This window comes from Enterococcus sp. AZ015, assembly GCF_050499225.1.
In the GTDB taxonomy this organism is placed as follows: Bacteria; Bacillota; Bacilli; order Lactobacillales; family Enterococcaceae; genus Enterococcus_D; species Enterococcus_D entomosocium.
Genome location: NZ_JBMHEX010000001.1, coordinates 2,648,193 through 2,661,114 on the forward strand (window position 1 = coordinate 2,648,193; position 12,922 = coordinate 2,661,114).

Annotated in this window: 12 protein-coding genes; 6 read left to right on the forward strand and 6 right to left on the reverse strand. The window is 44.6% G+C overall.

Annotated elements, in window-relative coordinates:
• Positions 1-97: 97 nt before the first annotated feature.
• Positions 98-1,024 (forward strand): ribonuclease HIII, encoded by a 927-nt coding sequence (rnhC, locus tag IGK85_RS12285; protein WP_429972256.1) that lies wholly within the window; start codon positions 98-100, stop codon positions 1,022-1,024.
• 88 nt (positions 1,025-1,112) lie between these two features.
• Here the strand turns inward: rnhC and IGK85_RS12290 are convergent, their stop codons facing one another.
• The gene (locus IGK85_RS12290) at positions 1,113-2,093 is read right to left on the reverse strand and encodes an ROK family protein (RefSeq protein ID WP_008380840.1); all 981 of its coding nucleotides are present in this window, start codon (positions 2,091-2,093) and stop codon (positions 1,113-1,115) included.
• Positions 2,094-2,252: 159 nt separating this feature from the next.
• Here IGK85_RS12290 and IGK85_RS12295 point away from each other — a divergent pair, with 159 nt between their 5' ends.
• From IGK85_RS12295 to IGK85_RS12305, 3 genes are read left to right on the forward strand one after another with little or no spacing between them, the layout of a single operon-like run.
• On the forward strand, positions 2,253-2,645 hold the full coding sequence (locus tag IGK85_RS12295) for a VOC family protein (protein WP_008380837.1): 393 nt from the start codon (positions 2,253-2,255) through the stop codon (positions 2,643-2,645).
• A 13-nt stretch (positions 2,646-2,658) separates the two neighbouring features.
• The gene (locus tag IGK85_RS12300) at positions 2,659-3,300 is read left to right on the forward strand and encodes a sugar O-acetyltransferase (RefSeq protein ID WP_005234309.1); all 642 of its coding nucleotides are present in this window, start codon (positions 2,659-2,661) and stop codon (positions 3,298-3,300) included.
• Positions 3,301-3,319: 19 nt separating this feature from the next.
• Positions 3,320-4,156, forward strand: a complete 837-nt coding sequence (locus IGK85_RS12305) for a histidinol-phosphatase HisJ family protein (protein ID WP_008380834.1) — start codon at positions 3,320-3,322, stop codon at positions 4,154-4,156.
• Between the two features lie 119 nt (positions 4,157-4,275).
• Here the strand turns inward: IGK85_RS12305 and IGK85_RS12310 are convergent, their stop codons facing one another.
• From IGK85_RS12310 to IGK85_RS12325, 4 genes are all read right to left on the reverse strand, one after another.
• The gene (locus tag IGK85_RS12310; protein WP_005228611.1) at positions 4,276-6,000 is read right to left on the reverse strand and encodes an ABC transporter permease/substrate binding protein; all 1,725 of its coding nucleotides are present in this window, start codon (positions 5,998-6,000) and stop codon (positions 4,276-4,278) included.
• The gene (locus tag IGK85_RS12315) at positions 5,993-7,207 is read right to left on the reverse strand and encodes a quaternary amine ABC transporter ATP-binding protein (RefSeq protein WP_005228609.1); all 1,215 of its coding nucleotides are present in this window, start codon (positions 7,205-7,207) and stop codon (positions 5,993-5,995) included. The genes IGK85_RS12310 and IGK85_RS12315 overlap by 8 nt, the downstream gene beginning before the upstream one ends.
• Positions 7,208-7,342: 135 nt before the next feature.
• Positions 7,343-7,996 carry a GntR family transcriptional regulator gene (locus IGK85_RS12320; protein WP_005234303.1) on the reverse strand — a complete coding sequence of 218 codons (654 nt, stop codon included), beginning with the start codon at positions 7,994-7,996 and terminating at the stop codon, positions 7,343-7,345.
• 54 nt (positions 7,997-8,050) lie between these two features.
• Positions 8,051-9,244: an NAD(P)-dependent oxidoreductase gene (locus tag IGK85_RS12325; RefSeq protein ID WP_008380831.1), complete on the reverse strand. Its 1,194-nt coding sequence runs from the start codon at positions 9,242-9,244 to the stop codon at positions 8,051-8,053.
• Positions 9,245-9,338: 94 nt separating this feature from the next.
• On the opposite strand from IGK85_RS12325, the gene IGK85_RS12330 reads away from it, so the two are divergent.
• Together IGK85_RS12330 and IGK85_RS12335 are read left to right on the forward strand one after the other, a co-directional pair.
• Entirely contained in the window at positions 9,339-9,962 is a 624-nt protein-coding gene (locus IGK85_RS12330) for a DapH/DapD/GlmU-related protein (RefSeq protein WP_008380829.1), read from the forward strand.
• 194 nt (positions 9,963-10,156) lie between these two features.
• Positions 10,157-11,710: an AMP-binding protein gene (locus IGK85_RS12335; RefSeq protein WP_008380827.1), complete on the forward strand. Its 1,554-nt coding sequence runs from the start codon at positions 10,157-10,159 to the stop codon at positions 11,708-11,710.
• 73 nt (positions 11,711-11,783) lie between these two features.
• On the opposite strand, the gene menC is transcribed toward IGK85_RS12335, so the two are convergent.
• Entirely contained in the window at positions 11,784-12,911 is a 1,128-nt protein-coding gene (menC, locus tag IGK85_RS12340) for an o-succinylbenzoate synthase (protein WP_429968744.1), read from the reverse strand.
• Positions 12,912-12,922: the final 11 nt, after the last annotated feature.

A 12,922-nucleotide genomic window follows, 5' to 3' on the forward strand; every position in this document is an offset into this window, starting at 1 on the left:
TGCTGATCGTCTTAGTAAAAAAGAATAAGAAGTATGGTAAAATCTTAAAGTATCCTTTTGTCTACCTAAGAAAAGACAAAAAAACAGGAGGAATCAAATGAGTACGATCGTTATCAAAGTACCAACTTCAACTATCAAAAAGATGCAGCAATTTTACCAACGAGAACTGCTGGCTAAGAAAGTTCCTTATACAGCGTTTGTCGCCAAAAAAGGGCCAACGACGATCACTGCTTATACGTCTGGAAAAGTCATGTTTCAAGGAGCGACTGCTGAAAAAGAAGCTTCCTTATGGGGCGATACGGCAAGTGCTGTACCGGATAAGAAAAAAGCGACTGTTTCAACCACTGCGTTGCCAGCAGGATTTAGCGAAAAAAGCGTCGTCGGCAGTGACGAGGTCGGCAACGGCAGTTATTTCGGTCCTTTGGTGGTCTGTGCCGTCTATGCCAAAAAAGAGCAATTGCCACAGCTGAAAGCCTTAGGTGTCAAGGACTCAAAAATGCTGACAGATCCAGAGATCCGTAAGATGGCGCCGAAAATCAAAGAATTGGTTCCTTACCAATTGCTCACTGTTACACCCAGCAAATACAACGAGATCCAACCAAAATACAACACGGTCCGAATGAAAGTTGCTTTGCATAATCAAGCCATTCGTTTGCTTTTGCAAAAGATTGCTCCTGAGACACCAGATGCCATTTTGATCGATCAGTTCACAAGCGAAAAAAATTATCGCACTTATTTAAAATCGGAACAAGCAGCGGTTACCGAAAAGCTCTATTTTGCGACGAAAGGTGAACAATATCATCTAGCAGTAGCGGCAGCCTCTATTTTATGTCGTACAGTCTTTTTGGATGAATTAGAGGCAGCCTCCAAAGAAGTCGGTATGCGCTTGCCTTCTGGCGCCCACGCAGCTGCTGACCAAGTTGCCGCAAAATTACTGCATCAAGGTGGCATAGCACTATTGGGCAAATATGCCAAACTGCATTTTGCGAATACCGAAAAAGCACAGAAACTCGCTAAACTGTGAGTTCTCGTATTTTCAAAAAAACTGCCACTGCTTCTGATAAAGGAAGCAGCGGCAGTTTTTGTCCTCAGTACCAGTTAAATGCTGCGAATCAAAGCCCTAAGCCCGCTGCTTCGATTCCCATCGTGATCAACCCAGCCAAATAGTTTTCTGAAAACCGATCTGAAAAGTGTAACTTTGGTAAGACGTCATAATGAAACACTGCTGCCAGCTGCTTTTCCAAAAAAGAGCGCGGCACAAGCGCCTGCCACTCAGAGGGCAAAAACAAAATGACTTGATGCGGGTCCGTGACTGCCACGATCGCTTGAAGAGTGGCAGTCACTTGCTCTTGGATCGCCTCTGTTGCCAAAGGGTAAGAAACTTTGTAAAGATGCGGCAAATGCTTGATTTCGCCACTTAAATGGTTGGCTCCTTTAAAGAGCTGTTGGTCGATGACCAGTCCCGCACCTGGCGGATAATTTTTCGGAAAATAAATGCCAGCCACGATTTTTTTCTCTTCTTTGAAATGGAATACCGCTGCATTCACGTCATTCTCAATAAGCGTTTTTACCGCGATCTCCTTTTCAATCAATTCCCCTAGCGCCATGTCCTTAAATGCTGGAGCATCCATGATCTTCAGTCTTCCAGCAATTTCCACACCAGGAATTCCCACGACTGCCAAGCTGATTTTCGGGTATTCCTGTTTTATCTGACGAATCACTTGCAAGAACTGCGGCAATCGGCCCTCTGCTGACTGCTCATGATGCAAAATGTTCCCGACGAGATCGACGACTGAAAAACGAATCACGATCTGCTGGTCTTCTTCGATAAACTGAATGATCAACAACAGTGTCCGTTGCGCATTGTACTGGTAAGCCGCAGCTTGACGTCCTCCCGTTCGTTGCGGTTGATCCGTCGTCAAAAGCAACTGCTTTTCTATCAATTCAGGAAGCAGCTTGTTGATCGTTACCACGCTTAATTGAGAGGCATCTGCCAGTTGGCGCTTGGTCATAGGCGCTTGCTGCTGTTTTAGCAAATCCAGCAATACTGCCTGATTATGTAATTTAATGGTCGTTGGCTGATAAGCTTTCATTTTTCTCCCCCTCAACGCTCCTATTTTAACAGATAAAAAGCTGGGAATATACCTTTATAAATTTTGTTAACAAAGGTATAATAGAAGCAACTTATTAAACAAAGTTTACTAAGTTCAAAAAAAAACGATCTATGTTGCTTATTAAAGGAGTTGTCGATAATGAAAATTGAACACATCGCACTATATGTCAATGATTTAGAAAAAATGAGAACATTTTATGAAACCTACTTTCAGGCGGTCAGCAACCAAAAATATCATAATCCGAAAACAGGCTTTCAGTCCTATTTTTTGACCTTTGATTCTGGAAGTCGGTTAGAATTAACGACCAAGAAATTTTTAAGCCCTCGTGTCAGTGAGAGCTTAGGCTACACTCACCTTGCGATTGCAGTAGGTGATCAAGCTGACGTTGATCGATACGCTCAACGGTTTGTTGAAGATGGCTACCCTCTTTTAAATGGTCCTCGTACGACAGGCGATGGCTATTATGAAGCAGTTGTCCAAGACCCCGAAGGCAATTTGATTGAATTAACCACCGACGATTTACCGTCTTAGAAAGGATTTTGCAATGAAAGAAGATTTTGATTATCAAGCGATGTTGGCTGGTCAACTGTATCAAGCTGCCGGTATTCTCCCTGAGAATGGCTCAGTGGAGGGGAAAAAACGTGCCCAGGAAATCAACCTTTTACCAGTCGATGACCGAGAAGGAATCATCGCCAAAGAAAAAGCACTCTTTGGCAAATTTGGGCAGCATTGCTTTGTCCAACCACCCCTTTTTGTCGACTATGGTCGCCATGTTGAGATTGGTGATCACTTTTATGCCAATATGGATTGCATTTTTTTAGATGTCAATAAGATTCTGATTGGTGATCATGTGATGGTGGGACCAAGGGTCAGCTTCTATACAGCCGGCCATCCGATCGATTCTGTGATCCGCAGTCAAGATTTGGAATTTGGCCTACCGATCACCGTCGAAGATTACGTTTGGATCGGAGGCAATAGTACGATTTTACCAGGTGTCACGATCGGCAAACATGCCATCGTCGCTGCTGGTTCCGTCGTCACAAAAGATGTGCCGCCGAATACGATCGTCGGCGGCAATCCAGCCCGTCTGATCCGTGAGATTCAGCCGACTGACAAAGAGCATTGGGAAACGGCCGCCCAGCTTTATTATCAAAAACGAGCAGACTGGCAGAAGCAGCAAAAATAACGAAACAAAAGGAGACGCCATGATTTTTACAGACTATCACGTTCATAGTGATTACAGCGATGATTCTTGGTATTTGATGGAAGATGTAGTCAAAGACGCCATTAACCTAGGCTTAGCAGAAATCTGCTTTACCGATCATGTGGATTATGGGGTCAAAGAAGACTGGCAAGCGACGGATGCGTACCTCGTCGGAGCCAATAAAGTCGTAAAAAATGTCTACTACGACTTGTATTTTACCGAACTGGCACGCTTAAAGGAAACATACAGTGACCAAATCAAGCTAAAAACTGGGCTGGAATTTGGGATGCAAATGCACACGATCCCACAATTTACCCGTCTTTATCATTCGCATCCCTTTGACTTCATTTTACTTTCCGTTCATCAGGTAGACGATCAAGAATTTTGGACCGGAGAATTTCAAAAAGGACGCAGCCAACAGGAATGCTACGAGCGCTATTATGATGAAATGTATCAGCTGGTCACGACATATAAAGAGTATTCCGTCTTAGCCCATATGGATTTGATTCGTCGTTATTTAGATAATGAGAAGGACGCTTTTGAACAAACGAAAGAACAAATCGCAGCGATCTTGAAAGTCGTGATCAAAGATGGCAAAGGCATCGAACTGAATACCTCTTCCCACCGTTACGGAATCAATGGGTATACGCCATCGATCGAGATCCTCAAGCTTTATCGTGACTTGGGGGGAAGCGTGCTAACCATCGGCAGCGACAGTCATAAACCAGAGCAGCTCGGGTTTCAAATCAAAGAGGGACAAGATCTTTTACGATCATTAGGATTTACTGAACTCTGTACGTTTGAACAGATGCAGCCGATTTTTCATCGTTTTGCTTAACCTGCACAAAAGCTCCGTCTTTTGCAAAAATCATCCCCTCGTCTTTCGTTATGAACCTAAGTATTTTAAACAACAAAAAGAACGACCGCTTCAATCTGCGGTCGTTCTTTTTTTAGACATTAGTTCGTCCAAGCAGCAACTTCTTCTGGGTGATTGGCTACCCAATCTTTGGCTGCATCTTCGGCTGATGTTCCGTCATTGATTGCTAACATGACTTCTTCCATATCTTCTTGTGTCCAGTTGAAACGATCAAGTACTTCGTAAACTTCTGGCATGTCATCTGCTAATCCTTGGCGTACAACAGTGTTGATGCTTTCTGCTTCACCCATTGTTCCTTCTGGATCATCCAGATATTTCAGATCATATTTCGCAAACATCCAGTGTGGAGACCAACCAGTAATAACGATCTCATCTTGGTTCTTGATGGCTTGGCCCAATGCCACTGTCATCGCTCCAGAAGAAGAGGTAGCGACATTCCAATCGGAAAGGTTGTCATACGTCGCAACCGTATTCTCCGCTGCATTCACGACACCAGCGCCTGGTTCGATACCAGTGATGGTTTTTCCAGCTTCGTCAGAAAGGTCTGCGATGGAATCTACATCCATATAGCTTGGGACAACGATCCCCAGTTTTGCCCCTTCTAAGTTAGGACCTAAGTTCTCGACTTGGTCTTGGTACTGTTCATACTGGGATTGATGCGTAGATGGCAGCCAAGCAGCAACCATCCCGTCAACTTCCCCTTTTGCCACCGATTCCCACATGATGGCATTATCCAAAGGCGTCGTGTTGACTTCGTAGCCCATTTGCGACAAGACTTCTGCCACCACATGGGTAGATGCGACTTCCGTATCCCATTCGACATACGCCAAGTTCACCGTGCCTTTGCTGTCAGAAACATTTCCAAAGGCAAACGATGCGCCAATCAAAGCAACGACTGCCGCTGCAGCAATCCCGCCAAAAAGACGTTTTTGTTTGCGACTCGTCTTGCTCGCTGCTTTTTGATGTGCCGAACGGTTCAAATTCTGGGTAAAGCGATCCATGATGATCGCCAAAATAACTAAGGATACCCCACTGACAAATCCGTTACCGACTTGTGCTCGTTGCAAGGCAGACAAGACGCCGCGCCCTAACCCAGGAGCACCGATCATTGACGCGATCACGACCATTGATAATGCCAGCATCGTGGTTTGGTTGACCCCAGCCAAAATAGTGCTTTTGGCTAGTGGCAATTCTAATTTGATCAGTTTTTGCCAGCCAGTCCCACCGAAGGAATCAGAGGCTTCCACCAATTCACGAGAAATTTGGCGAATCCCTAAGTTCGTCATCCGAACGGTTGGTGGTAGAGCAAAGATCACTGAGGCGAAGACCCCAGGAACCATCCCGATCCCAAAGAAAGCAACCGCAGGAATCAAATAAACGAAACCAGGCATCGTTTGCATAAAGTCTAAGATCGGCGTCACGATACTTTGCGCTTTTTCGCTTTTCGCCATTAAGATTCCTAGTGGAATCCCAATGATGATCGAAACCAAACTCGACAATAAGACCAACGTCACGGTGTTCATCAAGTCTGTCCATAACCCTTGGTTATAGATGAACAGCAACCCGACAAAAGTAAAAGCTGGCAAGCCGAATTTTTTGCGTGAAACGAAAAAGGCAGCAGCCGTCAATAAGACGATCATTAATAACGGTGGTACAAACAGTAATACATTTGTAATAGCGTCCATGATAAATTGTCCGAAAGACTGTAAGGCTGAAAACAATCCACTGAAAGTTCCTGTTAGCCAATCAGTAAAGTTTTCGACCCAATCAGCCACCGGAATCGTATGTTGTAAGAAATTATCCATTTGTCACTACCCCTTCCTCTGCTTGAGCGGCTGAATCAGTCTCAGCCAATGCTTCAATCACACTTCCGCGGATCACGACTCCGATCAAACGATCGTTTTCTACCACGGCTAAAGGTGTAGGCGAATCATAGATCAAATTGAAGATATCCGTTACCAGCATATCTTTATCGATCTTTTTAACATTTTTATCAATAACTTCCTTCAAGGTCAGATTGTTTTTCCGTGCCTCACGAGCAGACTCGGCTGTCAGGCTTCCTTTTAGGTGACGACGTTTGTCGACGGCTAACAGCATGCTGACTTCTTCTTTCCGCATCCGGTTCAATGCTACGCTTGGTCCATCGATCTCGATGTTCGTCGTCAATGCTGGAACCATGATATTTTGCGCAGTCAAGACTTTGGAACGATCGACATCTTCCACGAAATCACGCACGTATTGGTTGGCAGGATTCGTCAAAATATCTTCTCCTGTACCGATCTGCATGATCTGACCATCTTTCATTAAAGCGATCCGGTCACCGATCCGCAAGGCCTCGTTCAAATCATGGGTGATAAAGATAATCGTTTTTTGAACATTGGCTTGCAATTCTAAAAGTTCATCTTGCATTTCACGGCGAATCAGCGGATCTAATGCTGAAAAGGCCTCATCCATCAAGAGGATCTCTGGATCATTGGCTAACGCACGGGCAAGTCCCACACGCTGTTGCATCCCTCCAGACAGCTGGTCAGGGTATTGGTCTTTAAAAGAAAGCAATCCTGAGTTTTCTAACGCTTTTTCCGCTTTCGCTGTTCGTTCTTCTTTCGAGACCCCACGGACTTCTAGTCCGTATTCTGTGTTCTCTAAAATTGTCCGATGAGGGAAAAGGCCAAAGCTTTGGAAAACCATGTTGATTTTGTGACGGCGAACTTCTCGTAGTTCCTCTTTACTCATTTTGGCAACATCCACGCCATCTATGTAAATATCTCCGCCAGACGGCTCGATCAATCGATTCAATAGTCGAATCAATGTTGACTTCCCGCTTCCAGAAAGGCCCATGATGACGAAAATCTCGCCTTCGTTGACTTCAAAGTTCACATCATAGACCCCGACGGTGGCACCCGTTTTTTCTAAAATCTCGTTTTTGCTGCGTTGTTCTTTGACCATGGCAAGAGCTTGCTGCTTTTTCTTACCGAAGATTTTGGTTAAGTGTTCCACTTTAACTTTACTCAAATGATTAATACTCCTTTTTCTGAAAAATTTCACGAAAGTGACCATACTATCTTAACAAGATGTGGTCACTTTGTCAAAAAAAATTTCCCAATGCTTTTTCTTTTGCAAAAAAAGCATGGGAATCAGGAAAAAGAATTACGCTGAATGGTCCGTTGGATAGAAGAAATTGGTCATGCGCTGCAACGCCAGTTCATTTCCGACAAAATAAATCGTATTGCCTGCACTAAATTTCGCATAAGGTCCTGGTGACAACAACAATTCTTCGGTTGTTTGGATTGCGATGATCGTCGCCCCTGTGGCTTGCCAAATATTCAATTCATTGATACTTTTTTCCAAATGCTGCGCTTGTTCCGTCAACTGAAGTTCAAAGGGCACAAACGGACTCATATGGTGTACCTTTTTGGTCTGCTGCACTAACGTGTTCAACAAGTCAGAAAAATTATCCAGCTCTTGCTGCTGCCGCTCCACACTGTCTAAAATGTCTTGTCTGATTTCTTGGATCGACTGCACATCTTGGTATTGTTCCACAAAGGCCTGTGCTTTTTCCTTTGAAGCAATATAGGCGCCGCTGCCATGACGGACATCCATGATTTCTAAATCAACTAATACATTGATCGCTTTGCGGGCTGTTTCAGGAGAGACATTGAAATTGCTGGCTAACGTTGAGCGCGCATGGATCTTTTGCCCAACTTGGTAGCGATTTTCAACGATTCGTTCCGCGATCGCCACGGCAATCTGCTGATAACGAGGCAAAGCGACCTTCTTTTTATCTTGAAACTTATTCGTCATGATGAACTTCCTTTACTTTTTTTTCATCATAACAAGAAACATTGTTGGTGGCAACTATTCACTGGTTCGCGAATTTTTGATCAAGCGGGCACGGATGACCGCTGTTTCTTGCTGTATCTGCTTCTGTAGATCTTGCAGCAGTATTTCATTTGTCTCATCAAGATCAATCAAGGTATAGGCGACTCCGGCTTTTCTCTCACTCGCCAAATTATCGATATCTACGCCTGCTTCAGAAATGATCCGCAATAGCGGGGCAAAAGCACCAGGCTTGTCGTGATAAAACAGCGCCAAGCGATACGGTGCCAAAAAAGGCAACTCTGCATGAGGAAAATTGACCGATTCTTGAATCGTCCCAGCGCGCAAATAGGCATGCATGCGATCAAAAACTACGTGATCCCCCTTTTCCAAGGCATTGGTAGTACTGCCGCCGATATGCGGATAACACAACACTTTCTGTTGTCCGATCAAGCCGGCACTAGGAAAGTCGGTGATGTATTGTTTGAGCTGATTTTTGGCTAGTGCTTCTAAGACGGCTGCTTCTTCCACGATCTCCCCGCGCCCAAAATTCATCAACACTGCATTTTTTTTCATCTGCTGAATCGTTTGTCGATTCAGCATGCCTTTGGTTTCCTGACTTAAAGGGAGCAAAACCACTACAAAATCTGATTCGGTCAACAGCATTTGCAGGTCACTGACTTGCTCGTAATCGTGTGCTGCTTTCTTCGTTCGGGCATAGCCCAAAACCTCCATCCCTAGCTGATGACAGGCTTTTGCCACCCGTTCACCGATCTCTCCTAAGCCTAAAATACCGATGGTTTTTCCAGCTAATTCTTCGCCAATCACTTCTTTTCGCCGTTCTTCAGCTACCTTCAACACCTCTTCTGCTTCAATTTGACCGGACGTTAGTTCTTCTTGCAAATCGGCTACCGTCTGGATCGCTTTGAATAAGGGGCGGACGCTGAGAAATAAATTGGATAGCACCAACTCTTTGACTGCATTGGCATTGACACCAGGACTATTGAAAACTACTGTGCCATTTTGAGTACACCGTGCCAAATCGATCGTATTGGTGCCTGTTCCTGAGCGAGCGATCACAGCTAATTCTGGTGTGATCCATTCGTTAGGAACCGTTGAACTGCGCACAAACAGCGCCTCTGGGGCCGCTTGATCTTTTAACGAGTATCCTTTTTTGATTGCTCGCTTAGCTATCGTTTCGGTCATCTTATCTAACTGATAAATCGTCTCCATAAAGCAGACCTCCTTTTGTCTTTAGTGCGTATTAGTCAAATAGTACAAAAAAGTGCGGTAAAATGATAGCAATACGCAAGAGAGGATGATTTCTATGCACCTATCGATCACAAATTTTCCAGATGAACAGCCGATCGTTGGCAAAGACTCGCAGCTTCAAGACACAACTTTAGGAGACTATGTCGAAATTGGCGAAGCCAATCACATTGATCATTCTTCCATCGGCAATTATACCTATACGGGGCAATATTGCTTTATTCAGAACAGCCAATTAGGACGTTTTATCAGTATCGCAGCGATGGTCCGCATCGGCCCTACCAATCATCCCTATGAACGCCCTAGTCAGCATCTTTTTGCCTATAATGGCGAAGGCTATGGATTTGCGCCAAAGGACGAGTCCTTCTTAGAAAAACGCAAAGCAAAAACGACCGTCATTGGCAATGATGTCTGGATCGGCCACGGTGCCGTGATCCAATCTGGTTTGACCGTCGGTGATGGTGCCGTGATCGCCTCAAACGCAGTCGTAACCAAAGATGTGCCGCCTTATGCGATCGTCGGCGGGGTTCCAGCAAAAGTGATCAAATACCGCTTTGATCCAGAAACGATCACTGCTTTACAAGAAATCGCTTGGTGGAATTGGAGTCGTGCAGAATTAGAAGCACGCTATCTGGATTTCCGGCTCCCAATCGAAGATTTTATAGTAAAATACACCCGTTGATTATGCGCTTTTTCCGCTTAGTACGAGGAATGAATGATAACACATCACAGTCATTCATTCTTCGAAAGTCTTTGAGGGAAGGATTTTTTAGAAATAAATAAAAAACACTGAAAATCTATTGTATCGAGAAATTCCTGTGCTAAAATGGAGAAATCAAATGAAGTTTTTCACGAACTTTTAAAGGAGTGTTCTATTTGACCATTTTAGACTATCGTCCATTAAATCTTTACACCAATTACCGCGAAGCTGCCGAGGCATTTCCTGACACAACCATCATCCACGATGAAGTGCTGCCAGCATTTCCTGAACTTGGCTATCGTAGTACTTACCATTCGAGCCATGAAATGATTTTAAAACGTGCTTACCAACTTGCTGCACTAGGCGTGCAAGCCGGCGATAAAATCATTCTTTATAAATCTTCAAAATTCGATACCTATTTATTAGCAACGGCTGCTTCTTACCTTGGCGCAGTGCCTGCTATGATCTCTTACCATTTCCCTGCTGAAACCATCGAAGTGTTTGTGGATCGCTTAGAAGATCCATTCATCTTATTTGATGAAGAAACCGAAGGCCGCGTCGCACAAGTGAAAAATAGCAGTACTGACAAACAGATTGCTGTTCGTCGTCTGCTGCAACAACCAGCGGAACCCGTGGCACAAACTGAGTTACCGGTGGATCAAATTTCCTATATGACCCACACTTCTGGAACAACGGGTATTCCAAAATTGATTTGTCATTCGGCAAACTCCATGGGCTGGCGGACAAAATGGCAAAAAACGATCTTCACCAAGATTGATCGCACCAAGGCAGACTCTGATAATGCAGACTCTGATTTAGTGGCGTTCCATATTTCACCGGTGCACTCCCGCTTCAATATCGGCATCTCATCCTTGATGGCGATGGGCTTTCCGATGATGCCATTAGCCAATGCCAACGGCGCTCATGTCGTAAGCATGTTAAAAGAATATCCACCAATCGCTTTGGAAACTCATCCAAACAATTTTGTCCAATGGAGCTTTGTGGCAAAAGAACAACCAGATGCTTTCGCCAATATTCGCTATTACCATTCAACCTTTGATGCCATCAACAACCAAACAATGGCCACTTTTTTAAATACTTCAGCAACAAAAGAAGCAATCTTTTTGCAAGTCTATGGTCAAAGTGAATGCGGGCCAATGATCCTAAAAGCACATACCTTAGAAAGCATCGCTACCAACGATGCCCGTGATATGGGTGTTGGTCTAGAGGACTTAACGAGAGCACGGATCGCCGATGCAGAGGGCAACGAGCTGCCAGCCAATACCGATGGGCACATCCATTTCCTTTCAAAAGGACGCGCGTTGACCTATTATAAAGAAGATCAGCGTTTTGCTGACAATGTCTATGGCGCTTGGTGGGACAGTGGTGACTACGGCATGATGGATGATCAGGGACATCTTTACTTAAAAGACCGTCAAGTGGACTTGATCAAAAATATTGAAAGCAATCTTGCTTTGGAAGACCTTTTGCTGGATCATTTAGACTTCCTTGCCGAAGTTGTGATCGTTCGCGACAAAGAGAACTCACCACAACCTATCATTGCTTTAGCGCCAAATCGTGAAATGGATTGGGATGCTTGGTGGAAAATGGTGGAAGATCTCCCTCACCTCAATCAGCCAATTTTACGCGACTACGAAGATATCCCACGAACAGCAACCATGAAAGTTCAACGACTACAAATTGAAAAAGAATTCAAAAACGCAGACTAAAACAAAAGAAACGGCCAGCAGATTTCCCTGCTGGCCGTTTCTTTTGCTTTCGCTGTGTTTTCTTTCGCTGCGGTTATTCTTTCGCTGACCGTTTTCTTGAGTAGATACGTTCTTTAGATTGCCCATATTGACTTAGCTTTGTTTCAGCTAATGTGATACCAAAGCCCTTTCCATCAGGTACCAGCAGCTTTCCTTCATGCAAAGTTGCAGGCTGTGTAATGACATCATCATAAAAGTAACGGTCAGAAGCGGAAAGGTCCCCGGGAAAATGGAAAATATCTTGACTCGCAAATTGCAAATTCATGGCTCGTCCTACACCAGACTCAAACATGCCGCCTAACCAAACGAGTAGTCCATGGGTTTGACATCGATCAAGGATTCGCAAAGCTTCGGTGATCCCACCGACACGAGGGATTTTCAGGTTGATCGCACGGCAGCTGTCCAGTGCTGCGACTGTATCGACGTCTTCTGCCGTTCGAATATCTTCATCCAAACATAGAGGCGTCTTCATCTGTCGCTGTAGCTGACTGTGCCCCACCAGATCTCGTACCTTAAGGGGTTGCTCGATCATCACCAAGCCTAAGTCATCAAGTGCCAAAATGCGTTCAGGCTCATTTTGATAGGCCCCGTTCGCATCTGCCATCAAAAGCAATTCTGGAAAGGCTTGTCGAATCGCTCGCAAGGGTGCCACATCTTGCCCCGGCTTGATTTTTAACTTGATTCGTTGATACCCTTGGGCGACATAAGCGGCAACAAGAGCCATTAGTTTTTCGACAGAGTCGTGTATGCCGATACTAACGCCAACAGCGACACTCGGTCGGGTCGCGGTATACAGCTCTTTCACACTTTGATGCGTTTGCTTGCCATATAGATCCCAAATTGCTGTTTCCAAAGCCGATTTTGCCATGTAGTTTCCTTGGACCGTTTGAAACAATTGCCAAACTTCTTGCGGATGCTCGATCTCCTGGTCAATCAATAATGGGATCAGTGCTGTTTCAATCACTTGTCGAGCAGAAAAGAGGGTTTCTTCAATGTAATCTGGCTGCTCAAAAGCGACCAATTCACCGATGCCCACCGTTCCCTCCTCTGCAGTCACCAAATAAAGATCAAAGGCTTTTTCTGTTAATTGTCCGTAACTTGTCACAAAGGATTGTTTGAGGGGCAAGCGACAGGCGATACGTTCAATTTTCTCAATCTTCATTGCGTTCTCTC

Bases quoted from the DNA above. Each gene is read 5' to 3' on its own strand.
- rnhC (WP_429972256.1), top strand. From the start codon at position 98: ATGAGTACGATCGTTATCAAAGTACCAACTTCAACTATCAAAAAGATG.
- IGK85_RS12290 (WP_008380840.1), bottom strand. From the start codon at position 2,093: ATGAAAGCTTATCAGCCAACGACCATTAAATTACATAATCAGGCAGTA.
- IGK85_RS12295 (WP_008380837.1), top strand. From the start codon at position 2,253: ATGAAAATTGAACACATCGCACTATATGTCAATGATTTAGAAAAAATG.
- IGK85_RS12300 (WP_005234309.1), top strand. From the start codon at position 2,659: ATGAAAGAAGATTTTGATTATCAAGCGATGTTGGCTGGTCAACTGTAT.
- IGK85_RS12305 (WP_008380834.1), top strand. From the start codon at position 3,320: ATGATTTTTACAGACTATCACGTTCATAGTGATTACAGCGATGATTCT.
- IGK85_RS12310 (WP_005228611.1), bottom strand. From the start codon at position 6,000: ATGGATAATTTCTTACAACATACGATTCCGGTGGCTGATTGGGTCGAA.
- IGK85_RS12320 (WP_005234303.1), bottom strand. From the start codon at position 7,996: ATGACGAATAAGTTTCAAGATAAAAAGAAGGTCGCTTTGCCTCGTTAT.
- IGK85_RS12325 (WP_008380831.1), bottom strand. From the start codon at position 9,244: ATGGAGACGATTTATCAGTTAGATAAGATGACCGAAACGATAGCTAAG.
- IGK85_RS12330 (WP_008380829.1), top strand. From the start codon at position 9,339: ATGCACCTATCGATCACAAATTTTCCAGATGAACAGCCGATCGTTGGC.
- menC (WP_429968744.1), bottom strand. From the start codon at position 12,911: ATGAAGATTGAGAAAATTGAACGTATCGCCTGTCGCTTGCCCCTCAAA.